Genomic DNA, 20,762 nt, shown 5'->3' on the forward strand with positions numbered 1-20,762 from the left:
GGAAACCAAATGAACCCAGAAACGATCATTCGTTTTGACAACGTGTCGAAGCGGTACGACGATACTGTCGTCTTAGAGAATATTAACTTTGAAATCGAGCGTGGAAAATTCTACACGCTGCTCGGTCCTTCGGGATGCGGAAAGACAACGATTCTGCGGATCATCGCCGGATTCACCGATGCGACAGAAGGTGATATCGAGTTCAACGGGAAGCGAATCAACGACGTGCCGGCAAACAAACGTCAAGTCAACACGGTCTTTCAAGATTACGCCTTGTTCCCGCACTTGAACGTATACGAGAACGTCGCTTTCGGCTTGCGCATCAAGAAGATGAAAGAGGGGGACGTCAAGACGAAAGTCGAACAAGCGCTCAAATTCGTCAACTTGGAAGGCTACGAATCACGTGAAATCGATGAGATGTCAGGCGGACAACGTCAACGCGTCGCCATCGCCCGTGCCATCGTCAACGAACCGGAAGTCATCTTGCTCGATGAACCGCTTTCAGCGCTCGACCTTAAACTTCGGACCGAGATGCAGTACGAGTTGCGCGAACTTCAACAGCGTCTCGGCATCACGTTCATCTTCGTTACCCACGACCAAGAAGAAGCACTCGCCATGTCTGACGAGATTTTCGTCATGAACAACGGGGAGATTGTTCAAAGCGGGACACCGACAGACATTTATGACGAGCCGATCAACCGCTTCGTCGCTGACTTTATCGGGGAGTCGAACATTGTTCCTGGTGTGATGCCGGAAGATCACCTCGTCACGTTTGCCGGGAAGACGTTCGATTGTGTCGACCAAGGGTTTGACCGCAATGAAAAAGTCGAAGTCATCATTCGTCCAGAAGACTTGGAGATGACGTCGGTCGACGCGGCGAAACTCGTCGTCGATGTCGACTCGCAACTATTCCGTGGCGTCCATTACGAGATTTGCTGTTACGACCAAGAAGGCAACGAGTGGCTCGTCCATTCGACGAAGAAATCAGTCGTCGGGTCGAAAATCGGGCTCACGTTCGATGACGAGGCGGTTCACGTCATGCGCCTAGGCGAGACCGAAGAAGAGTTTGACCGTCGTCTCGAATCGTATGAGGAGGTCGCCCATGAATCAAACTAGTCAAACCGCCAAGACGGTCTATTTGACGACGTACTGGATATGGATTGTGCTGTTCGTCATCGCGCCGCTCCTCCTCGTCGTCTACTACTCATTTTTTGATATCGAAGGAAACTTGAGTTTAGAGAACTATCAGATGTTCTTCACATCGACTTACTTGACGATGACACTGTCTTCGTTTTGGTATGCGTTTCTCATCACGTCCTTCTCGCTTCTCATCGGGTATCCGACCGCGTATTTATTGACGAGAACGAAACATAAGCAGCTCTGGCTGTTGCTCATTATTTTGCCATCATGGATCAACTTATTGCTGAAAGCGTACGCGTTCCTTGGGATTTTTGGAACGTACGGCATCACGAACCAATTTTTAGAGGCGATCGGCATCGGGACGAAACAAATTTTGTTCACGGACTTCAGTTTCGTATTCGTTTCGGTTTACATCTTCATCCCGTTCATGATTTTGCCGATCTACAACGCCATCGAGAAGTTACCGCCGTCGCTCGTCTACGCGTCGCGTGACCTCGGTGCCTCGAACTGGACGACGTTCCGTCGCGTCATCTTCCCATTGACGCTCGACGGGGTGAAGTCAGGGATTCAAATCGTCTTCATTCCGGCGTTGTCGCTCTTCATGATCACGCGCCTCATTGCCGGAAACCGTGTCATCACGCTCGGGACGGCGATCGAACAACAATTTCTCGTCACGCAAAACTGGGGCATGGGGTCAACAATCGCTGTGTTCTTGATTTTGGCGATGGTACTCGTCATGGTCATCACACGTGACTGGGGCGCGAAAGGAGCGGTGCGTCGATGAAGAAGAAAAAATTCAAGTTAGCGAATCTGTATTTGATTGCGGTGTTCTTTATCCTGTACGCACCGATCCTCTATCTAGTGTTTTACTCGTTTAACAGTGGGGGAACGATGAGTAACTTTGAAGGGTTCACCCTCGAGTGGTATAAATCACTGTTCACAGATACCCGTCTGCTCGTCATCGTCTTGAACACGATCATCATTGCTCTCTTGTCGGCGACCATCTCGACCGTGCTCGGTGTCATCGGGGCGCTTGCCATTTATACGGCGCGGCAACGGTTCACGAAGACGTCGCTCTTATCGCTCAACAACGTCTTGATCGTCAGCCCGGACGTCATCATCGGAGCGTCGTTCCTCATTTTGTTCACGATGCTCGGCATTCAACTCGGGTTCTATTCGGTTCTCTTGGCGCACATCGCGTTCTCGGTTCCGATCGTGGTCATTTTAGTGTTACCGAAGCTTCAAGAGATGAGCCCGACACTGATCGATGCGTCGCGTGACCTTGGAGCGAGCTCGTGGGACGTGCTCACAAAAGTCATCTTGCCGTATATCACGCCAGGTATCTTCGCAGGGTTCTTCACGGCGCTGACGTATTCACTCGATGACTTTGCGGTGACGTTCTTCGTCACGGGTAACGGCTTCACGACGCTTGCCGTCGAGGTCTACTCACGGGCACGCCAAGGGATCTCACTTGAGATCAACGCCTTGTCGACACTCTTGTTCGTGTTCACGCTCATACTCGTCCTCGGGTATTACGTACTCGCACAACGGAGTGCGAAGGAGGTAAGACGATGAAAAAACTAGTCATCATGTTGACGGTGCCGCTCCTCGTCAGTTTCGGTTTGCTGGTTTGGGTGTATCAAATCAACATGTCCCAAGGGTTTGGCGGCGATAACACACTTGTCGTCTACAACTGGGGCGATTACATCGATGAAGATTTGATCGGCGAATTCGAAGAAGAGACCGGACTTAAAGTCATCTACCAGACGTTCGACTCGAACGAGGCGATGCTGACGAAGATTCAGCAAGGCGGTACCGCGTTTGATATCGCCGTCCCGTCCGATTATGCGATCAGTAAGATGATCGAAGACGATCTGCTCTTGCCGATCGATTACGACAAACTCGAAAATTTCGATAACATCGACCCACGCTTCCTCGACAAGTCGTTCGACCCTGACAACACGTACTCGGTCCCTTACTTCTGGGGTACGGTCGGGATCGTCTACAATCCTGAACTCGTCGACGGTGAGATCACATCATGGAACGACTTGTGGGACATGCCGCTCGAGAATGATATTTTGCTAGCGGACGGGACACGAGAAGTGATGGGCTTCGGTCTTAACTCGCTCGGCTATTCGCTCAACACGACGGACCGTGATGAACTGCTCGAGGCAGAAGCGAAGCTCGAAACGCTTTGGCCGAACATTAAAGCGATTGTCGGTGATGAGATCAAAATGCTCATGGCCAATCGTGAAGCAGCCGCAGCCGTCGTCTGGTCGGGTGACGCTTCTGAGATCATGTACGAGAACGACGAGTTGACGTACGTGATCCCGGAAGAGGGGACGAATCTTTGGTTCGATAACCTCGTCATCCCGAGCACATCTAAAAACATTGAAGGGGCACATCAATTCATCGACTTCATGCTCGATGCTGAAATCGCGGCACGAAATACCGATTACGTCGGGTATTCGACACCGAACGAAGCAGCACTTGAATTTTTAGATGAAGAAGTCACATCAGACGAACGGTTCTATCCGTCTAAAGAAGTGACAGATGAGCTTGAAGTGTACGAAAACTTAGGCAAACGCATGAACGCGTATTACAACGAGTTGTACTTGCGCTTCAAAATGCAGAGTAAATAAAGTAAGTCCCGCTCAAACGTTGAGCGGGACTTTTTGTGTTTGTAGAAGGGTTACTCCATTCACATCTGTTGCAACTCGGCACGCTCATCGTCTGTGAACACACGGGAACGGCTCAAAAACCGTTTCCCTTCGACACCTTCGACCGAGAACATGCCGCCCCGGCCGTCGACGACGTCGATGATGAGCTGGGTGTGCTTCCAATACTCATACTGCTTCTCGTGGATATAGAACGGACAGCCGCCGATCTCTCCGAGCAGGACGTCGTGATCGCCAATCATGAACTCATCTTGCGGGAAGCACATCGGTGAGCTCCCGTCACAGCAACCGCCCGACTGGTGGAACAGGAGCGGACCGTGTTTCGCAAGCAACTGCTCGAGGAGCGCGAGCGTGGCGGGGGTGGCCTCGACGCGACGCACCATCTTAAAAGAACCCGAGTTTTTGTTCGCTGTAGCTGACGAGCATATTTTTCGTGCGTTGGTAATGGTTGAGCATCATCTTGTGGTTCTCCCGGCCGATCCCGGACATTTTGTAACCGCCGAACGCGGCATGGGCCGGATATTGATGGTAACAGTTGATCCAAACGCGCCCCGCTTGAATCTCACGGCCGAACCGATAGGCCCGGTTCATATCGCGTGTCCATACACCGGCGCCGAGTCCATAGAGCGTATCGTTCGCAATGGCGAGCGCGTCCGCGTCGTCCTTGAACGTCGTCACCGACAAGACTGGACCAAAGATTTCTTCTTGGAAGATGCGCATCTTGTTGTGGCCTTTAAAGATGGTCGGCTGAACGTAATAGCCGTCGGCGAGGTCACCGTCCATCATGTTGCGCTCACCACCGATCAAACATTCGGCTCCTTCCGCTTTTCCAATCTCAAGATACGATAAAACCTTCTCCAGCTGTTCGTTCGATGCTTGAGCACCCATCATGACGTCAGGGTCGAGCGGGTTGCCGAGCTTGATCGCTTTGACGCGTTCGAGGACGCGTGCCATAAACGGCTCATAAATCGACTCGTGGATGAGGGCGCGCGATGGACACGTGCACACTTCGCCTTGGTTTAACGCGAACATGACGAGCCCTTCGATCGCTTTGTCAAAGAAATCATCGTCCGCGTCCATAATGTCGGCGAAGAAGATATTCGGTGACTTGCCCCCGAGTTCGAGCGTCACCGGGATGATGTTTTGCGACGCGTATTGCATGATCAATCGACCCGTCGTCGTTTCGCCAGTGAACGCGACTTTGTCGACACGGTTACTCGACGCGAGCGGCTTCCCGGCCTCGAGTCCGAAGCCATTGACGATGTTGAGCACGCCTGGTGGCAGCAAGTCTTCGATCAGCTCCATCAGTACCATGATCGAAGCCGGTGTCTGTTCGGCCGGTTTTAAGACGATACAGTTACCGGCGGCGAGTGCCGGTGCGACTTTCCAGATTGCCATCAAAATCGGGAAGTTCCATGGGATGATTTGAGCGACGACGCCGAGCGGTTCCGCGAAGTGATAGGCGACCGTGTCGTTGTCGAGCTCGCTGATGCCGCCTTCTTGCGAGCGGATGACGCCGGCGAAATAGCGGAAGTGATCAATCGCGAGCGGCAGGTCGGCGTTCAACGTCTCACGGACGGCTTTCCCATTCTCCCACGTCTCCGCGTAAGCGAGCATCTCAAGGTTTTCTTCCATTCGGTCGGCAATCTTGTTTAAAATGACCGAGCGTTCGGTGACCGATGTTTTGCCCCAGGCGCCTTTGGCGGCATGGGCCGCGTCCAGTGCCAGTTCGATATCTTCTTTCGTCGACCGCGCGACCTCGCATAACACTTTACCATTTACCGGAGAGGTGTTCTCAAAATAGTCTCCCCCTGAAGGTGCTGTCCACTTTCCGTTGATGTAGTTCTCATAGCGGTCCTTGAACTGGACTTTCGTGCCTGCAGAGTTCGGTACTTCATAAATCATGATCGTTCCTCCCTTTTCCGTAAAGTATAGGGGTTTGATGTATGCGCTTACATTTTGTAGTAAGCCAATAGCTCCCTTTTTCATCCTAACGGGTTGTAGTGATAAAAGTCAAAATTTTTTGACAATAATTTGACACAATTCTGTCGAGATGTTTTGAAGCCAATATTTGCCACAAACAGAGTATCGTGGAATCAGTTTCAAATCGAAGGAGTGGACGCACTCACGGCAAAAACATATTAGGTCGACCCGGCGCAAAGCTTAATCACGTTTATCGAGTTTGCGGTTAATGCGAACGGGCAGCCTGACGAGTTCGTTTTGACCGGTAACTTGACGATTCGGGGGACGACGCGCGAGGAGACGTTCGAATCCGAGCTCCAATTCACGGAGTCTGAAGCATAAGAAAAAGTCGCTCGTGAGAGCGACTTTTTACTGTTCATAGACAAGTTTCTTTTGTAAGCTTTCTTCGCTGAACACCCAACCGGTGAACGAAGACAAGACTTCGTTCGACTCTTCGTCGACGATGACGACAGCGACGAACGGGTAGATGTCTTTCGAGAAGTAGCGCAAGTTTGTGAACCGATACTCGATCATGCCGTTATGACGTGTGACCGTGTATGTGTGAATTTTTGAAAATGCCAAGAACGACTGCAAGTCTGCATTTTTACGTGCTTCGACGAAATGCAGGTCGTCTTCGCCAGGCATCGCCTTGTCACGGAAGCGGCCACATTCGATAACTTCACCTTTTTTCACTTTGACCGCACCGAGTCCGTTGCGGAAACGAACGGCGACGTGCCAGTCGTCCCAACCGATACCCGGTGAGATGAAGAGCTCATGGGCTCCGGCGAAGTGACGGGCGACCGTTGCGAGCGCACGGTTACGTAGTTTGAACTGAATCGCATAGTAACTGATAACGAGCGCAATGAGCAGTGCAAAAATCGGGACAGTTGCCCCTGTGATAAGCCATAATACATATGCCCCGTAATAAGCAGAGAACAAGTAAGGGTCAAACGTTCCGATGACGCCCCAGCCAATCCATTTCTTCGAGAAAGGTTGCAGGGCTTGCGTCCCGTAAGCGTTGAACAAGTCGACGGTGACGTGTAACAATACCGCGATTTGTGCCATGACCCATAATGAAGCAGGGTTGACGCCAAGTACCATACCGATGATGGCACTGACGATGATCGGCCAAGCAAGAAGTGCGGTGATTCCGTGTGAAAGACCGCGGTGCTGGCGTAAATAAGTGCTGTTTCCTTTAAGTTTGAAGACGGTGTCAAAGTCTGGCGCATGCGAACCGACAAGAGCGGTAGCCGTCATAGCCAAGAACATTTGCGAATCATTTGCTACTTCCGGGCTAAGTGTCGCAAGGGCGCTTAAACCAAGGCCCATTCCAATGTGTGTCGCAGTATCCAATGTGCTTCAGCACCTCCGTTAATAAAGAAACGACGTTCAATGATCGCTACCATCATACAATATTTTTAAAACGAGGGGAAACAAAATGCTCGATATTGATAAATTGTTCACAAATTATACTATTCGTCAGTTCAATGAAAATTTACTCACCTGGTTCGATCGTGAAAAACGCGATTTGCCGTGGCGGCACGGGAAAAATCCGTACCGGGTGTGGGTGAGCGAAGTCATGCTCCAACAGACGCGTGTCGATACGGTCATCCCTTATTACAACCGATTCATGGACCGCTTCCCGACGATCGAGGACTTAGCAGATGCTCATCCCGACGAGGTCGTCAAATATTGGGAAGGGCTTGGATACTACTCGCGCGTCCGTAACCTCCATCAAGCGGTAAAAGAAGTCGTCTCTACGTATGACGGCGTCGTACCGGAGGAAAAAGAACTGTTTGAAAAATTGAAAGGGGTCGGTCCGTATACGACCGGAGCCGTGCTCTCGATCGCCTACAATCAGCCCGAGCCTGCCGTCGACGGGAACGTCATGCGCGTCATGGCCCGCCAGTTTGGCATCTATGAAGATATCGCCGTACCAAAAACACGGAAGATTTTTGATCAAGTCATTCGGCGCCTGATGGACCCGGAGCACGCCTCCGATTTTAATGAAGCTGTCATGGAGCTCGGTGCGACCGTCTGTACCCCGAAAAATCCGATGTGCTCGCTCTGTCCGGTCCAAGACGAATGTTACGCCTATGCGCATCACGTCCAGGATGAGCTTCCGGTCAAGACGAAAAAAGGAGCGGCCCGGATCGAGATGTTCGATGCCCTCTACTGTAAACGTGACGGTCGCATCGCCTACGTTCAGCGGCCCGATACAGGTCTGCTCGCGGGAATGTGGCAATACCCGCTTACAGATCGTGGAACGGGGGAACAGTTAAACGGAACCTATATTGGACAAGTGAAACACGTGTTTTCACACATCATCTGGTACGTCGACTTATATGAGGTCGAAACGTTGCCGGACGAGGATTGGATTTGGCTCGCCGGGGACGAGCGGGATGTGTTGACCGTGTCGGTTGCCCAACAAAAACTAGAACGATTGGTAGGGGATAGAAATGAGACAGTTTGACGTCGAAACGCCGTTCGACACTTCCGTCGAGGCGTTGTGGGAATTGTTGCAAGACGCGTCGCTTTTATCTGAACTGACGACGTTTCCAGAAGTGACGCTCGTCGGAGATGGCGCGTCCGTAGAAGGTAATCGAATCCATCTCCGTGTCGGTGTCGGACCGGTCACGCTGCCGTGGATCAGTGCGATCACGTTAGCGGGGCGGCACGCATTTTGTGACCAAGGTGTGACTTTGCCGTTCCCGTTCAAACGGTTTTGTCACGTTCACAGTGTGAAAGAAGTCGATGGGAAGGCCGTCATGGTCGATGAAGTGACGTTCGATAGTTACTTACCCGAAGCGATTGTCGAGCAGTTTATTCTCCGCCCGATGTTCGCAGGACGAGCCGTCGCCTTCCAAAAAGCACTAAATTCGTGAAAATAAGAGATTTCCTTTTTCATTGGTTCTGAAAGTCGCTATAATTAAAAATGAGAATGTACAGCATCATAGCGGAAAGGAGGAGCTTATGAGCTTATTTCCCAAAGCAGGTAGCAAGATCGAGATACAGAGCTACAAGCACAACGGGACTTTGCATCGCGTTTGGGAAGAAACGCTCGTCCTTCAATCGTCAAAAACGGATATGATTGGGTTCAACGACCGCATCATGGTCAGTGAATCAGACGGCCGGCAATGGAGAACAAGAGAGCCGGCAATTTGCTACTTTTCATCTGAGTTTTGGTTTAATGTCATCTGTATGATTCGCGAAGACGGGATTTACTACTACTGTAATCTAGGTTCGCCGACAACGTTCGATGGGGCAGAACGAGCCATCAAGTACATTGACTACGATTTAGATATTAAAGTGTTCCCGGATATGTCGTACACGATTTTAGATGAGGATGAATACGAGCGGCATCGTCGCGAAATGAATTATCCGAAAGCGATTGATCGAATCTTGAAACAGAACGTTCAAGAACTTATCAACTGGATTCGAGGACGGAAAGGGCCGTTCAACCCAACATTCGTCGATGAATGGTATCGCGAATACGAAGCACGTTACCGGAGATGAGTACTCATCTCCGCTTTTTTTCTTGAAGGAGGGCTCTATGGGAAGTGTTAGACGCTATTTACAGTTCGTAAAACCATATAAAAAACAAATTGCTTTGACGATTTTCGTCGGGATCTTGAAATTCTCAATCCCTCTCGGATTGCCGCTACTTTATAGACATGTGATCGATAAATATTTGACGGACCCGGACCCGGCGACGGATTACACTGAGCTCGTTTGGTTGTTCAGCATCGTCTTCTTCATCTTCCTCGTCTTGAAGCCGCCGATCGAGTATTTGCGGCAATATTTGGCACAATGGGCCGCAACACGAATTTTGTTCGACGTTCGGAACCGATTGTTCGACCACGTGCAAAAGCTATCGCTTCGTTACTATTCGAACAATAAGACCGGGCAAATCATCTCGCGTATCATTAACGATGTCGAGCAGACGAAAGACTTTGTCATCACGGGACTCATGAACATTTGGCTCGATATGGTCACGATTTTGATCGCGATCGCCATCATGTATACGATCGACCCGCAACTGACGCTCATCGCTATCTTGCCGCTCCCGTTTTATGCGATCGCCGTCCGCTACTTCTATGGACGCTTGCGCCGCCTCACCCGGGAACGCTCGGCCGCACTCGCTGATCTTCAAGGCCATTTGACCGAACGTGTCAACGGTATGGCTGTCATCCGCAGTTTCGCGCTCGAGCCGTATGAGAACAAGGCGTTTGAAGAACAGAACGGTGGCTTCTTGAAAGCCGCACTTCGCCATACAGGTTGGAATGCGAAGACGTACGTCGTCGTTTCGACAATCACGGACATCGCGCCGATCTTAATCTTTACGTCGGCTTCTTGGCTCGTGTTACAAGAACAGGTCTCGCTCGGGACACTCGTCGCTTTCATCGCTTATATCGACCGCCTCTACGCACCGCTCGGTCGTCTCGTCAACTCGGCGACGACGCTCACGCAGTCGGTCGCGTCGATGGACCGGGTCTTTGAATTTCTCGATGAGCCGTATGATATCGAACAGAAACGCGATGCGTTCGTGCCGGTGCAGACGGCCGGGGATATCGAACTCGATCGTGTCGGCTTTGCCTATGAGAAAGAAGGGACGCGTGCTTTGCATGACGTCAGCCTGCACATCCGGTCCGGGGAACGGATCGCCTTCGTCGGCATGTCCGGCGGCGGGAAATCGACGCTCGTCAGTTTGATTCCACGCTTTTATGACGTGACGGACGGCAGTATCAAAATCGACGGCGTCGATGTCCGTGACTTTAAACTCCGGGCCCTTCGCGACCAAATCGGTATGGTCATGCAAGATTCGGTTCTCTTCAGTGAGTCGGTCGCCATGAACATCCGGATGGGGAATCCGGAAGCGACGGACGATGCCGTCATCGCCGCTGCGAAAGCGGCCAACGCCCACGAGTTCATCATGAACTTGCAGGACGGTTACAACACGCCGGTCGGAGAAAAAGGCGTGAAGCTGTCGGGGGGACAGAAGCAACGTCTTGCCATCGCCCGCGTCTTCCTCAAACATCCGCCGATCATCATTCTCGATGAGGCGACGAGTGCGCTCGACCTCGAGAGTGAGTCGATGATCCAAGATTCGCTCGCAAGATTGACGAAAGGACGGACGACGCTCATCGTCGCCCACCGCCTATCAACGATCACCGACGCCGATAAAATTGTCGTCGTCGACAACGGTCGAATCATGGAAGCGGGAACGCATGAAGAATTGATGCGTCGCCGTGGCGCTTACTATGATTTGTATATGATCCAAGACTTAGCTGTCGTGGAGTGAGGCTTCGAGTTCAACTCGAAGTCTTTTTTTGTTTTCCGTATCTAGTAGACGGGAATGAAGAAACGACATGCCAAAAGGGGGATGACACGATGATAAATGGGGAAGGATTGATCAATGTCCGTCCGCTCAACGACGGGTTAGAGTTAACGTGGTCGTTTGATGGGAAAGTGCGCGTGACACGCAACGGGAAGTGCGTATATGAGGGGACGGATCAGCATTATGTCGACCGGGAGACGAGCGTTGGGGAGCAAGTCGCTTACCGCATCTCGGACGAGTTTGGCGAAGTGGCAAAACTGTATACTGCGGCCGTTAATCCAAACGACGACTTGTATTGGAATCGTCATCTGACGTCGGCGGTCGTGGCGCCGAGCGGAACGTATTTACAGTGGGACCCAATCGCGGACGTCGACACGTATGCGGTATATCGTGAAGGACGCCGTATCGCGGAAATCGTCGGGAGCGGATACATCGACGAGACACCGCTCGAACAACCGACGCTCTATGAAGTTCGGGCTTTGCGTCCGGTCAAGCGAGATGATAAACCGGGGACCCGTCTCGTGCATATGGTCGGAAAAGCGATGTCGCTCGCGAAAGAGATGAAGTCGGATACGAGACGTGACAAGGAGCTCTTCACGATGTATTTCCTCGTCAGTCCGACACGTCCGGACGTGGCCACGGTCGACGGCATTAACCTGCGTGTCCAGACGTTCATTCGTCCGCCGATGATTAAAAACCCGAACCTGATGTCACCGCATCCGTATTTTGAAGGGGACGGACGTCCTTATAACGTCCATGCGACCGAATATCGGACCCGGACGGAAGTGAAAGTCGAGGGGTTGACCGATATTCCGATTATCTCGTTAAAAAAAGATGCGAACGTTACCCGCGGGTATACGAAGCATCATCGATTGACGGGCGAAGACGTCGCTTCGGTCGACCGCGTGTATGTAGAAGATGTCGACATCGAGCGGGGGAAAGCTGCATTTCGTTTGCAACATTCGGTAGGCAATCCGCTCGTCGTTGCGCCGGATATTAAATACACCATCGTCACGGCACTTAAAAACAGTGCGACGTTCAAACTGTCCGGAAGTCACACCCAGTCGCCGCATCATGAAGTCTACGTCCAAGTCGGCGATGCACCGTGGATGACGATCCACCGGGCGGACGACCTTGGGGTCAGCTTTATGGGCAATCCGATGCCGGAGTGCCACTGGACGTACTTGACATGCATGGACTAAAAAACCAGCCGGCTCATTGATGAGTCGGCTGGTTTGGTGTTTGGTCGATAAAGCGACTCCGTTCTTCTGGGGTCGGTAGTTTGCACGTCTCTTTCTGACCGAACCAGCGATAGCGGTTGTTCGCGATGATGTCGTAACCAAAATCACGAAGCGGTTTAGGGATGAGTCGGATGAAGCGAAGCATCCGCCAGTTCCCGTCCAACCCCTCGGCGATCCGGGTCGCCGCGTCCGATTTCAAATAAGGGACGCCGTCTTTGATCAAAACGATGCTGTCGACCGTATCCGGGATACGATGACGTTTTCGGATTGCTTGTCCGGCCTCACCTTGAAGTGAGGCGAAATGGAAGTTTCCTGTTGAATCACGATTTAAGATGAACTGCACACTGGCGTCACAAAAGTTGCAGTCTCCGTCGAATAAGACAATGGCTGGCATAGGGAGCGCCTCCTTCTCTCCTGACTTTATCCGTTCGAACGAATGCTCAAACGTCAAGCGGCGAGCTGACGGGCAGGTTCCATCTTGTAGAGCGAGACGTAATAAAGGTAACCTCCAAGGGCGCCGAATAAGAACATGTAGCCGCTCATGAATACCGGCCCGATGAACGCGCCGACGACGATGCCGGCTGCGGCGACAAGTTTCGCCCCGTGGAACGTCAAGCCTCCGAAGGCGAGGTATGAGGCCCGTCGAGTCGGATCGATCAAGTCGATTTGTTTCACTTGTCGAATCGGTGAATAGAGCAACTCCCCAATGGTGAAGACGATGGCGAGGACGGCAAGCGTGATGAACGAGTTCATTGACGTAATCGCGGCATAGGCCGTCACGTATAAGGATAAGCCGATGAAGAAGATATACTTTTCCCGGTAGCGTTTCACGAAAGCGGTCACCGCGAACGTGATGGCGACGACGAGCAACGTGTTCTCAAGCTGCATGAACGCCATCATGCGTACACCGTCAAACGGGACGCCGACGATCGACCGTTCTGTGAACGATTCGGCCAAATGGACACCGATATAGTTTGCCATATGGAACTCGGTCGAGAAGACGAGCATACTACCGAGGACGAACAGCATCCAACGACGGTCACTGAGTGCGATTCGATAGTTTTGATACACGCCGACGAGCGGGTTAGCAGACGTCGAATGGTTTCCTTTATAGCTATCAACGAGAAAACGTTGCAAGACGAGCGTCGTGATCGTCAACACGAGCGTCATCCCGACGAATAGTCCGAAACGATAGTCTCGATAAAAAGCACCTCCGAGCATGACGCCCCCGGCAATCGCCAAATTGACGAGCCAGTAGTCATACACGTAAATCGCTTTACGGTTCGACTCTTCCATCGAATCGATGACGATGGCTTCGAGAGCAGGGTAGTTCAAACCGTTCGCGACGGCGTGACCGAAGTAAAGCACGGCGACGACGAGCGCCCAGTTATTCGACGGATGAATGGCGACCGTCATCCCCATAAAACAAAGGATTTGGACGATCTGACCGATTTGAAGCACGTGCTTGCGGTTGAAACGGTCTGAGAAGTACCCGCCAAACAAGCCGGTAACGTAACCGACGACAACAAACGACGTCATGATGATTCCAGCGGCGATTTTGCCGAGTTCTTCGGAAAAATATAAAGCCATGAATGGAAAGATAGCCGAGCCGACGATACGGATAAAAAAGCCGCAGACGAGTCGGAGTCGAACATTTAATGGGAAATCTTTGAATTTCATGCGAGCACCTCCTTGTCACTACTTTAAACGTGGACTACACTTGGTAAAAAGAGACAAATGATTTTTAGATGTCCACTTTTAGGGGGAACGACATGAATGCGAAGCTGGTGGCGATTTATCGTCGTGCGTTGGAACAGAACAAAGTGGAACTGACGCTACGGGAAGCGGTCGATACGGTCGGCTATAGCGAGAAACAAGTGAAACGGGATATGAAGGCGTGGGAAACGTTCGGGTGGGTGGAGTATCGGCCGGGGAAAGGACGAGGCCATGAATCGGTGCTCCGCTTTCAGCCGGAGTTTGACCGAACCCTGAGAGCTTGGATCGATGAGTCTTTCGTTCAGGCCTCGATGGCCGATGCGGCCAAGTGGTTGGAATGGGACTGGCCACCCGCCTTGCGAGAAGTGATTCAAGCACTTATTTGGAGCCGTTTTGGCTTTGAGCAGACTGAAGAAGACCGGTTCATTTTTCCCCGGACGAGAGCGCTCGAATCGCTCGATCCGCTCGATATCCACATCGCGATGGAGGCGTCTTTGTCACGGCACGTCTTCGACCGCCTGTTCGAATGGGACGGGACGACTGTCCAGCCCTCGCTCGCCCACTATATAGAGGAGATGCCGTTCGGATTTCGTTGCTATATCCGCAAAGGGGTAACGTTTCATAACGGGGTGACGCTATCGGCCAAGGACATCGTCTACTCGTTGAATCGGTTATTGGATCATGGCAAACAAGTATGGCTGTTCGCACCGATCGAACGGATCGAGTCCAAAGCATCGTACGTCATCGATTTACATACGAAAGCACATATGGCCTATATCGAACGACTTCTCGCCCAAACCCCGGCCTCGATCACGTATCAAGGGGCCGAAGGGGTCGTGGGGACGGGGCCGTTCAAGCTGGAGCAGACGTCGGAGGAAGTCGTACGTTTAAGGGCGTTCGAGCGTGGGCTCCGGCCGAGACCGTCTTTGGATGTGGTTGAATTCGTCACGTTTTCCGAAACGGATTATGCGAAATGGAGCACCCGTGACGATCATAGCCTCGTGAAGTGGATCGCCGAGGCGGGAGCACGCTATCTCGTGTTCAACATGAGGCAGTCCTGGTTGAAGGACGATGCGCCGGCGCGTCGTGCGATTCAACGAGCGATTCAAAAAGAGGCGTTCGTGGAGATGGGAGGAGAGCGCCACCAAGTAGCACACGGATTTTTTCCGGAGACGAGTCGTCCCGTTCACGTGCACGGGGAGGGAACGGTTTGTCAGCGTCCGCTCCGGCTGTTGCACTTGCCGTTTGAAGTGGCGGCGCAAGACGCGGCGCTCGTGGCTACACAGTTACGGACGGCCGGGTTTACCGTCGAGACTGAGACGTATACGATTGGGTCTTTGTTACAAGATGAGACACTTTGCCGTGCCGATTTGATTTTATGCGGAGAGATGATGAGTGAAGATCTCGATTTGGCGTTCCTTGCCTTTTTGACGAGTGAACTGTCGCTTGTCGGCAAGTTGCTCGCGAATGAAGTGGAGCTCCGGGCGATGGTGGACCGCTATCAACAAACCGACGTGAGCGCTTGGTCGATGCTGCATCGCGAAGTCGAACGCCAGTTGACTGAGGCGGCCCTCGTCATCCCGCTGTATCATGTCGCTCGTGAGCGCCGCTTTCCGAGTTTCTTTGGAGATGTACCGCTCGATGTGTTCGGTCACCCGCGATATGATCAATTGTGGATTCGTCCGTCCGTATAAACATAAAAGGAGATGCCGCGGCATCTCCTTGTTTTATAGCTGTGCGAACGCGCGATTTACTGCGGCAATCGTCTCATCGATATCTTGTTCCGTATGTTCCGTCGTCAAGAACCATGCCTCATATTTCGAGGGGGCCAAGTTGACACCGTTCTCAAGCATCAATTTGAAGAAGCGACCGAACATTTCGCCGTCCGACTTCTCGGCTCCTTCGTAGTCCGTGACGATCTCGTCCGTGAAGTAGACGGTGAGCGCGCCTTTCAGGCGGTTAAGCGTGATCGTGACGCCGTGAGTTCTCGCGGCTTCACGGATCCCTGCTTCGAGACGTGCGCCTAACGAATCTAATCTTTCATAGACGCCCGGTTGCTCGAGCACTTCGAGACAAGCGAGTCCGGTCGCCATCGAGGCGGGGTTTCCGGCCATCGTCCCGGCTTGGTAAGCGGGTCCGAGCGGTGCGACCGTCTCCATGATTTCTGCTTTCCCGCCGTATGCTCCGATTGGAAGTCCACCACCGATGATTTTACCGAGCGCCGTCATGTCTGGCTCGATGTTGTACACTTGTTGGGCGCTTCCGTACGTGAACCGGAACGCTGTGATGACTTCGTCGTAAATGACGAGCGCGCCGTGTTCATGGGTGATCTCGTTGATGGCTTGCAAGAAGCCGGGTTTTGGTTCAACGATCCCGAAGTTTCCGACGATCGGTTCGACGAGAACGCAGGCGACTTGATCGCCCCATTCGTTCATCATCGCCCGGTACGACTCGACGTCGTTGAACGGGACGGTGATAACTTCTTTCGCCGTGGCGCGGGTCACACCGGCTGAGTCGGGTGAACCGAGCGTCGCCGGTCCGCTTCCCGCCGCAATCAGCATCAAGTCGGAATGGCCATGGTAGCAGCCACTGAACTTGACGACGAGTTCGCGTCCAGTGTAGGCACGGGCGACGCGGATTGTCGTCATGACGGCCTCGGTTCCAGAATTGGTGAAGCGGACTTTGTCCATCGATGGGATCGCCGCTTTTAGTTTCTTGGCGAATTCGACTTCAAGCGCGTGAGGCGTCCCGTAAAGAAGCCCTTTTGCCGACGCTTCGATGAGGGCGTTGTGGATATGGGGGTGGGCATGGCCGGTAACGATCGGTCCATACGCGGCCAAGTAATCGATATAGCGGTTGCCGTCCACATCATAAAAATAAGCACCTTCTCCGCGCTCCATATAAACCGGGGCACCGCCGCCGACCGCTTTGAACGAACGTGAGGGACTGTTGACACCCCCGACGATATGCGTCAATGCGTCTTCATATAGAACGTCTGAAGTTTTACGATTTGATGTTGTTGTCATATGTATTGCCTCCTTTTACAAATTCGCAATTATTGTATCACAGCCGTCAACCGCATAAGCTCAACGTTTGACGAAGGGTTTAGAAATCAGTACACTATTTATAAAGATTACTATGTAAGAAATAGGTTAATTCTAAACAGACACTTCGCATAAATTCTAATAAAAGAAATGAGGGATTGACGTGGGAAGCGAAATGCTTGACCATGCTGTTCAGTCGCTCCGAGAACATGGAGTCAGAATGACGCCTCAGCGACAGGCGATTTTGGAGTACCTCGTCACGGAGCACAGTCACCCGACAGCGGATGACATTTATAAGGCACTTTCGGGTAGATTCCCGAACATGAGTGTCGCCACCGTCTATAACAACTTACGTGTCTTTAAAGATATCGGACTTGTTCAAGAGATGAATTATGGTGACGCTTCGAGCCGGTTCGATTTTGTGACATCCCGTCACTATCACATCATCTGTGATACGTGCGGGAAAGTCGTCGACTTTAACTATCCTGTCCTTGATGAGATTGAAGCGGTCGCTTCTCAATTGACAGGCTTCAAAGTGGATCGTCACCGCCTCGAAGTATACGGGACGTGCCCGGCTTGCCAAACTGAACAAGCGCATAAACATTAAAAACATCCTCAGGCTGAGGATGTTTTTTTTAGTCGTTCTGGTGTGATTGGCGTTTGTTATACTTCTCATCGAAGTCTTTGCCTTCGAGCGATTGATCGATCGTCAACGGTTCATCGCAATGCATACATAGATCGACACGTCCGAGCATCTTTGTCTCTTTCTCACAGTTCGGACAAGTGACGATGATTGCTTTCGTCGACGCCATGCCGACGATGAAGTAAAGCGCCGAGCTCGACAGTACCATCACGAAACCGAGCAACATGAAAATAATCATCAGCCACGCGATGCTTTTGGCGAGTAGCCCGAGATACATGACCCCAATTCCAGCGAACACGAGCAGCAAGGCCAGGTTTCTGGCGCGGTTGATTTTATTCCCCCGTTTTTTCATACATAATCCCTCCATGTCTGTCTTTACTATAGCTCATCTGCTCGAAGCTGAGAAGTTCGTACAATCGGTGGCAGGAGAATTTCAAAAGAAGGCGAATCATTTTTGTATCAGATTAGATAATCGTGTGAACCGATTGACGTTTACTAATTAGAAAGAAGGTATCAAGGTGACGATGGAATATGCGACTCGAACGATTTATTCAGAATATGCAGCCTTGAAAACAACGCTTGGCATCATTGAAGTGAAGAAGAAACGGCCGCGCGATCCATTAACAGATCAATCAGATCGATTGTTGATTGTGATTGAAGCGAAGGAAGAACCATTTTGGACAGTGAAACACTATCAAGTCGGACAAGAAAAAATCGTTCTTCATATAGTCAGTGATTCGATGATGGATCGTTGGATTCTAATGAACGAGAATCGGCGTGCCATCCATTGGATCGAAGACGGCATGGTGCTGTTCGAACGAAATGAGTTTTTGCTCGAGCTCAGGCAGCGGTTGCGCAATTTCTCGAACGAGGAGCAACGACTGCAACTCTCGCTCGCGTTCGCTAAACTGCTTAGACGTTTCGAAGATGGGCGCGGACTGTTCTTACAGGAAGAGCATCAAGATGCGTTCACCCAAATCCATCATGCGCTCACGCATTTGGCGCGGCTCTCCATCCTGGAGGCAGGAATCCACCCGGAGATTGTATTATGGAAGCAAGTCCGTAAACTCGACCTAGAAGTGTATAAGCTTCACGACGAACTCGTGAACGGGCATGAATCACTCGAACAACGTATTCACCTGGTCATCATCGGCATGGAACATTTAATCCAATCTAAAGTCTTGCCGGGTACGTTGTTACTTTTGAAGGCGATGCAACAACGTGACGAACCATGGTCGTTCTCGGAGTTGATGGATCACCCGAACTTACAAGAGTTAAAAGTCGACCTCGGCAGCATCGTCGGTTTCTTAGTCCGGAAAGGTTACGTTCGGGCAGTGACACGTCCGACAAAAGGAGTAGGCGTCGAAGCGGTCGCTTATGAAATTGCTTAACTATATAGAAGAGAATGGGGAAACTGAATCGAATGAAGGTTACTAAATTTCTGCTCGGCAGTGTGTTTATTATAGTTGCGGCTGGATTCTTATCAATTGTGACAGGATTGTTTGCGATGGGCGATCCTCTCGGAAGTGAGCGGCCGATCATTTGGACGATTTGGTACGTGGTCGTTCTCTTGATTGTTATTATGGCGCTATATGACTTTTCGTCGTTATCGAAAGGACAACTCAAACGTATCGCTTTAATTGGAACGGTTGTCGGGATTGTTTTCTTTAGTTCCGTGAAAGGATATTACGTGTACACGGCGGGATTACGGATTGAAGAACGTGGCGTCTCGTTGCGTGACTATCAACCGTTCAAGCCTAAGTCTGATTTGGCTGAACTCGATAAGCCTTCAACATTTGAGATTGGAACAAACATTCCCCGACTAGACGGCGCGACGGCGCTGTATCCGATGTATGCTGCATTCGTCGAGGCGGTTTATCCTGAAGCGGATTATAACCCCGATAGCCCTGAAGTCAGCTCGGTCGTCTCGACGACGACAGGTACAGCGTATGAGCGATTGGTTAAAGGGGAAACGGATATCATCTTTGTAGCCGGACCGTCCGATCAACAGTTGGCAGTAGCTGAGCGACAAGGAGTAGAGTTTCAGATGACACCGATCGGCCGTGAGGCGTTCGTCTTTTTCGTACATGAAGACAACCCGGTCGACTCGCTCGAATTGGAACAAATTCAAAACATCTATGCAGGGGATATTACGAGTTGGGATGAAGTCGGTGGTAAAAAAGATTCGATTCGAGCGTTCCAACGGCCAGAAGACAGCGGGAGCCAAACGGCTTTGCAGCGTTTGATGGGGGACAAAAAGCTTATGGACGCCCCGGTCGAGGATGTCCCGGAAGGAATGGGTGGCATCATCGAACAGACGGCTTCTTATCAAAACAATAAAAATGCTATCGGATTCTCGTTCCGCTTTTATGCAACGGAGATGGTAGATGAACATGCGATTAAATTGTTACGGGTCGATGATGTCGCGCCTACGGTCGAGACGATCGGGGACGGGACGTACCCGATCACATCCGAGTTTTATGCGGTCACGACGACCGACAAATACGAGCAATATAAGCCGTTCATCGAATGGCTGACGTCTGAAGAAGGACAGTCACTTGTTGAAAAGACAGGATACGTGCCACTGGCTACAAATTGATTGGGATTGGGTCTCTAAATACAGAGATCCAATCTTTTTTTATTTTCTTGTTATTTTTTATTGACGCGGTGGTAAATAGGCATTATAGTTATAAACGTTGTCACAGCAAATGATTATTCCAGAAAAACAATTTTTGAAAAAAGTTGTTGACTTTTAATCAGAAAACGTGATAAATTAATTGAGTCGCCAAGCGCGACAGACGAACTTTGAAAACTGAACGATGAGGCAAAAAAGTTTTACAAGTTTTGATTGAAGCGCAAGCTTCGTCATTTTCAAGAGCTATATCAAATTCTTTGGAGAGTTTGATCCTGGCTCAGGACGAACGCTGGCGGCGTGCCTAATACATGCAAGTCGAGCGCAGGAAATCGACGGAACCCTTCGGGGGGAAGTCGACGGAATGA

The 20,762-nt window shown here is 51.2% G+C and carries 20 protein-coding genes and 1 rRNA gene; 14 read left to right on the forward strand and 7 right to left on the reverse strand.

Translation table 11 applies throughout. The features are described 5' to 3' along the window. Nucleotides 1–9: 9 nt before the first annotated feature. Genes EVJ32_RS04395 through EVJ32_RS04410 form a run of 4 tightly spaced genes read left to right on the forward strand, consistent with a single transcriptional unit; the run spans nucleotide 10 to nucleotide 3,782 of the window. Nucleotides 10–1,116, forward strand: a complete 1,107-nt coding sequence (locus tag EVJ32_RS04395; RefSeq protein ID WP_131456915.1) for an ABC transporter ATP-binding protein — start codon at nucleotides 10–12, stop codon at nucleotides 1,114–1,116. Further along, nucleotides 1,103–1,924, forward strand: coding sequence for an ABC transporter permease (locus tag EVJ32_RS04400; RefSeq protein ID WP_131456917.1), 822 nt, complete (start codon nucleotides 1,103–1,105; stop codon nucleotides 1,922–1,924). The genes EVJ32_RS04395 and EVJ32_RS04400 overlap by 14 nt, the downstream gene beginning before the upstream one ends. Continuing rightward, nucleotides 1,921–2,715 (forward strand): ABC transporter permease, encoded by a 795-nt coding sequence (locus tag EVJ32_RS04405; RefSeq protein WP_131456919.1) that lies wholly within the window; start codon nucleotides 1,921–1,923, stop codon nucleotides 2,713–2,715. The genes EVJ32_RS04400 and EVJ32_RS04405 overlap by 4 nt, the downstream gene beginning before the upstream one ends. Next, nucleotides 2,712–3,782 (forward strand): ABC transporter substrate-binding protein, encoded by a 1,071-nt coding sequence (locus EVJ32_RS04410; RefSeq protein WP_131456921.1) that lies wholly within the window; start codon nucleotides 2,712–2,714, stop codon nucleotides 3,780–3,782. Before EVJ32_RS04405 ends, EVJ32_RS04410 begins: the two co-directional genes overlap by 4 nt. Before the next feature lie 59 nt (nucleotides 3,783–3,841). On the opposite strand, the gene EVJ32_RS04415 is transcribed toward EVJ32_RS04410, so the two are convergent. From EVJ32_RS04415 to EVJ32_RS04425, 3 genes are all read right to left on the reverse strand, one after another. Further along, nucleotides 3,842–4,201 (reverse strand): DUF779 domain-containing protein, encoded by a 360-nt coding sequence (locus EVJ32_RS04415; protein WP_131456923.1) that lies wholly within the window; start codon nucleotides 4,199–4,201, stop codon nucleotides 3,842–3,844. A 1-nt stretch (nucleotide 4,202) separates the two neighbouring features. Continuing rightward, entirely contained in the window at nucleotides 4,203–5,723 is a 1,521-nt protein-coding gene (gene exaC, locus EVJ32_RS04420) for an acetaldehyde dehydrogenase ExaC (protein WP_070328957.1), read from the reverse strand. Between the two features lie 426 nt (nucleotides 5,724–6,149). After that, complete coding sequence (locus EVJ32_RS04425; RefSeq protein WP_071399188.1) at nucleotides 6,150–7,133, reverse strand: metal-dependent hydrolase; 984 nt, start codon at nucleotides 7,131–7,133, stop codon at nucleotides 6,150–6,152. 85 nt (nucleotides 7,134–7,218) lie between these two features. On the opposite strand from EVJ32_RS04425, the gene mutY reads away from it, so the two are divergent. The 5 genes from mutY (at nucleotide 7,219) to EVJ32_RS04450 (ending at nucleotide 12,320) form a co-directional block, all read left to right on the forward strand. Further along, nucleotides 7,219–8,253 carry an A/G-specific adenine glycosylase gene (gene mutY, locus EVJ32_RS04430; RefSeq protein ID WP_131456925.1) on the forward strand — a complete coding sequence of 345 codons (1,035 nt, stop codon included), beginning with the start codon at nucleotides 7,219–7,221 and terminating at the stop codon, nucleotides 8,251–8,253. Then, the gene (locus EVJ32_RS04435) at nucleotides 8,240–8,665 is read left to right on the forward strand and encodes an SRPBCC family protein (RefSeq protein WP_071399191.1); all 426 of its coding nucleotides are present in this window, start codon (nucleotides 8,240–8,242) and stop codon (nucleotides 8,663–8,665) included. The genes mutY and EVJ32_RS04435 overlap by 14 nt, the downstream gene beginning before the upstream one ends. An 88-nt stretch (nucleotides 8,666–8,753) precedes the next feature. Then, nucleotides 8,754–9,296 carry a nucleoside tri-diphosphate phosphatase gene (ntdP, locus tag EVJ32_RS04440; RefSeq protein ID WP_021067741.1) on the forward strand — a complete coding sequence of 181 codons (543 nt, stop codon included), beginning with the start codon at nucleotides 8,754–8,756 and terminating at the stop codon, nucleotides 9,294–9,296. Between the two features lie 37 nt (nucleotides 9,297–9,333). Further along, nucleotides 9,334–11,082 carry an ABC transporter ATP-binding protein gene (locus tag EVJ32_RS04445; protein WP_131456927.1) on the forward strand — a complete coding sequence of 583 codons (1,749 nt, stop codon included), beginning with the start codon at nucleotides 9,334–9,336 and terminating at the stop codon, nucleotides 11,080–11,082. A gap of 89 nt (nucleotides 11,083–11,171) precedes the next feature. Beyond that, nucleotides 11,172–12,320, forward strand: a complete 1,149-nt coding sequence (locus EVJ32_RS04450) for a DUF3238 domain-containing protein (RefSeq protein WP_131456929.1) — start codon at nucleotides 11,172–11,174, stop codon at nucleotides 12,318–12,320. 13 nt (nucleotides 12,321–12,333) lie between these two features. Here the strand turns inward: EVJ32_RS04450 and EVJ32_RS04455 are convergent, their stop codons facing one another. Both EVJ32_RS04455 and EVJ32_RS04460 read right to left on the reverse strand, forming a co-directional pair. After that, nucleotides 12,334–12,753, reverse strand: coding sequence for a thiol-disulfide oxidoreductase DCC family protein (locus EVJ32_RS04455; RefSeq protein ID WP_131456931.1), 420 nt, complete (start codon nucleotides 12,751–12,753; stop codon nucleotides 12,334–12,336). A gap of 53 nt (nucleotides 12,754–12,806) precedes the next feature. Then, entirely contained in the window at nucleotides 12,807–14,039 is a 1,233-nt protein-coding gene (locus tag EVJ32_RS04460) for an MFS transporter (RefSeq protein ID WP_131456933.1), read from the reverse strand. A 92-nt stretch (nucleotides 14,040–14,131) separates the two neighbouring features. On the opposite strand from EVJ32_RS04460, the gene EVJ32_RS04465 reads away from it, so the two are divergent. Then, the gene (locus EVJ32_RS04465) at nucleotides 14,132–15,769 is read left to right on the forward strand and encodes an ABC transporter substrate-binding protein (protein WP_161568768.1); all 1,638 of its coding nucleotides are present in this window, start codon (nucleotides 14,132–14,134) and stop codon (nucleotides 15,767–15,769) included. Between the two features lie 33 nt (nucleotides 15,770–15,802). Here EVJ32_RS04465 and EVJ32_RS04470 read toward each other — a convergent pair whose 3' ends face one another. Continuing rightward, nucleotides 15,803–17,101, reverse strand: a complete 1,299-nt coding sequence (locus EVJ32_RS04470; protein ID WP_131456937.1) for a glutamate-1-semialdehyde 2,1-aminomutase — start codon at nucleotides 17,099–17,101, stop codon at nucleotides 15,803–15,805. Between the two features lie 193 nt (nucleotides 17,102–17,294). On the opposite strand from EVJ32_RS04470, the gene perR reads away from it, so the two are divergent. Next, complete coding sequence (gene perR / locus EVJ32_RS04475) at nucleotides 17,295–17,726, forward strand: peroxide-responsive transcriptional repressor PerR (protein ID WP_201738380.1); 432 nt, start codon at nucleotides 17,295–17,297, stop codon at nucleotides 17,724–17,726. Nucleotides 17,727–17,754: 28 nt separating this feature from the next. On the opposite strand, the gene EVJ32_RS04480 is transcribed toward perR, so the two are convergent. Beyond that, nucleotides 17,755–18,114 (reverse strand): YgzB family protein, encoded by a 360-nt coding sequence (locus EVJ32_RS04480; RefSeq protein WP_070328968.1) that lies wholly within the window; start codon nucleotides 18,112–18,114, stop codon nucleotides 17,755–17,757. A gap of 172 nt (nucleotides 18,115–18,286) precedes the next feature. On the opposite strand from EVJ32_RS04480, the gene EVJ32_RS04485 reads away from it, so the two are divergent. From EVJ32_RS04485 to EVJ32_RS04495, 3 genes are all read left to right on the forward strand, one after another. Further along, the gene (locus tag EVJ32_RS04485) at nucleotides 18,287–19,153 is read left to right on the forward strand and encodes a nucleotidyltransferase-like protein (RefSeq protein WP_131456957.1); all 867 of its coding nucleotides are present in this window, start codon (nucleotides 18,287–18,289) and stop codon (nucleotides 19,151–19,153) included. Between the two features lie 32 nt (nucleotides 19,154–19,185). Next, a complete protein-coding gene (locus EVJ32_RS04490; RefSeq protein ID WP_236636095.1) occupies nucleotides 19,186–20,361 on the forward strand; it encodes a PstS family phosphate ABC transporter substrate-binding protein in 1,176 nt (391 codons plus the stop codon). Between the two features lie 290 nt (nucleotides 20,362–20,651). Next, a 16S ribosomal RNA gene (locus tag EVJ32_RS04495) occupies nucleotides 20,652–20,762 on the forward strand; the annotation flags it as partial.

Origin of the sequence: Exiguobacterium sp. SH5S4 (genome assembly GCF_004337045.1) — a bacterium.
Classification (GTDB): domain Bacteria; phylum Bacillota; class Bacilli; order Exiguobacteriales; family Exiguobacteriaceae; genus Exiguobacterium; species Exiguobacterium aurantiacum_A.

Excerpts from the sequence above, each read along its gene's own strand:
- EVJ32_RS04395 (WP_131456915.1), top strand. The coding sequence starts at position 10 with ATGAACCCAGAAACGATCATTCGTTTTGACAACGTGTCGAAGCGGTAC.
- EVJ32_RS04400 (WP_131456917.1), top strand. The coding sequence starts at position 1,103 with ATGAATCAAACTAGTCAAACCGCCAAGACGGTCTATTTGACGACGTAC.
- EVJ32_RS04405 (WP_131456919.1), top strand. The coding sequence starts at position 1,921 with ATGAAGAAGAAAAAATTCAAGTTAGCGAATCTGTATTTGATTGCGGTG.
- EVJ32_RS04410 (WP_131456921.1), top strand. The coding sequence starts at position 2,712 with ATGAAAAAACTAGTCATCATGTTGACGGTGCCGCTCCTCGTCAGTTTC.
- EVJ32_RS04415 (WP_131456923.1), bottom strand. The coding sequence starts at position 4,201 with ATGGTGCGTCGCGTCGAGGCCACCCCCGCCACGCTCGCGCTCCTCGAG.
- exaC (WP_070328957.1), bottom strand. The coding sequence starts at position 5,723 with ATGATTTATGAAGTACCGAACTCTGCAGGCACGAAAGTCCAGTTCAAG.
- mutY (WP_131456925.1), top strand. The coding sequence starts at position 7,219 with ATGCTCGATATTGATAAATTGTTCACAAATTATACTATTCGTCAGTTC.
- EVJ32_RS04435 (WP_071399191.1), top strand. The coding sequence starts at position 8,240 with ATGAGACAGTTTGACGTCGAAACGCCGTTCGACACTTCCGTCGAGGCG.
- ntdP (WP_021067741.1), top strand. The coding sequence starts at position 8,754 with ATGAGCTTATTTCCCAAAGCAGGTAGCAAGATCGAGATACAGAGCTAC.
- EVJ32_RS04445 (WP_131456927.1), top strand. The coding sequence starts at position 9,334 with ATGGGAAGTGTTAGACGCTATTTACAGTTCGTAAAACCATATAAAAAA.
- EVJ32_RS04450 (WP_131456929.1), top strand. The coding sequence starts at position 11,172 with ATGATAAATGGGGAAGGATTGATCAATGTCCGTCCGCTCAACGACGGG.
- EVJ32_RS04455 (WP_131456931.1), bottom strand. The coding sequence starts at position 12,753 with ATGCCAGCCATTGTCTTATTCGACGGAGACTGCAACTTTTGTGACGCC.
- EVJ32_RS04460 (WP_131456933.1), bottom strand. The coding sequence starts at position 14,039 with ATGAAATTCAAAGATTTCCCATTAAATGTTCGACTCCGACTCGTCTGC.
- EVJ32_RS04465 (WP_161568768.1), top strand. The coding sequence starts at position 14,132 with ATGAATGCGAAGCTGGTGGCGATTTATCGTCGTGCGTTGGAACAGAAC.
- EVJ32_RS04470 (WP_131456937.1), bottom strand. The coding sequence starts at position 17,101 with ATGACAACAACATCAAATCGTAAAACTTCAGACGTTCTATATGAAGAC.
- perR (WP_201738380.1), top strand. The coding sequence starts at position 17,295 with ATGCTTGACCATGCTGTTCAGTCGCTCCGAGAACATGGAGTCAGAATG.
- EVJ32_RS04480 (WP_070328968.1), bottom strand. The coding sequence starts at position 18,114 with ATGAAAAAACGGGGGAATAAAATCAACCGCGCCAGAAACCTGGCCTTG.
- EVJ32_RS04485 (WP_131456957.1), top strand. The coding sequence starts at position 18,287 with ATGGAATATGCGACTCGAACGATTTATTCAGAATATGCAGCCTTGAAA.
- EVJ32_RS04490 (WP_236636095.1), top strand. The coding sequence starts at position 19,186 with ATGAAGGTTACTAAATTTCTGCTCGGCAGTGTGTTTATTATAGTTGCG.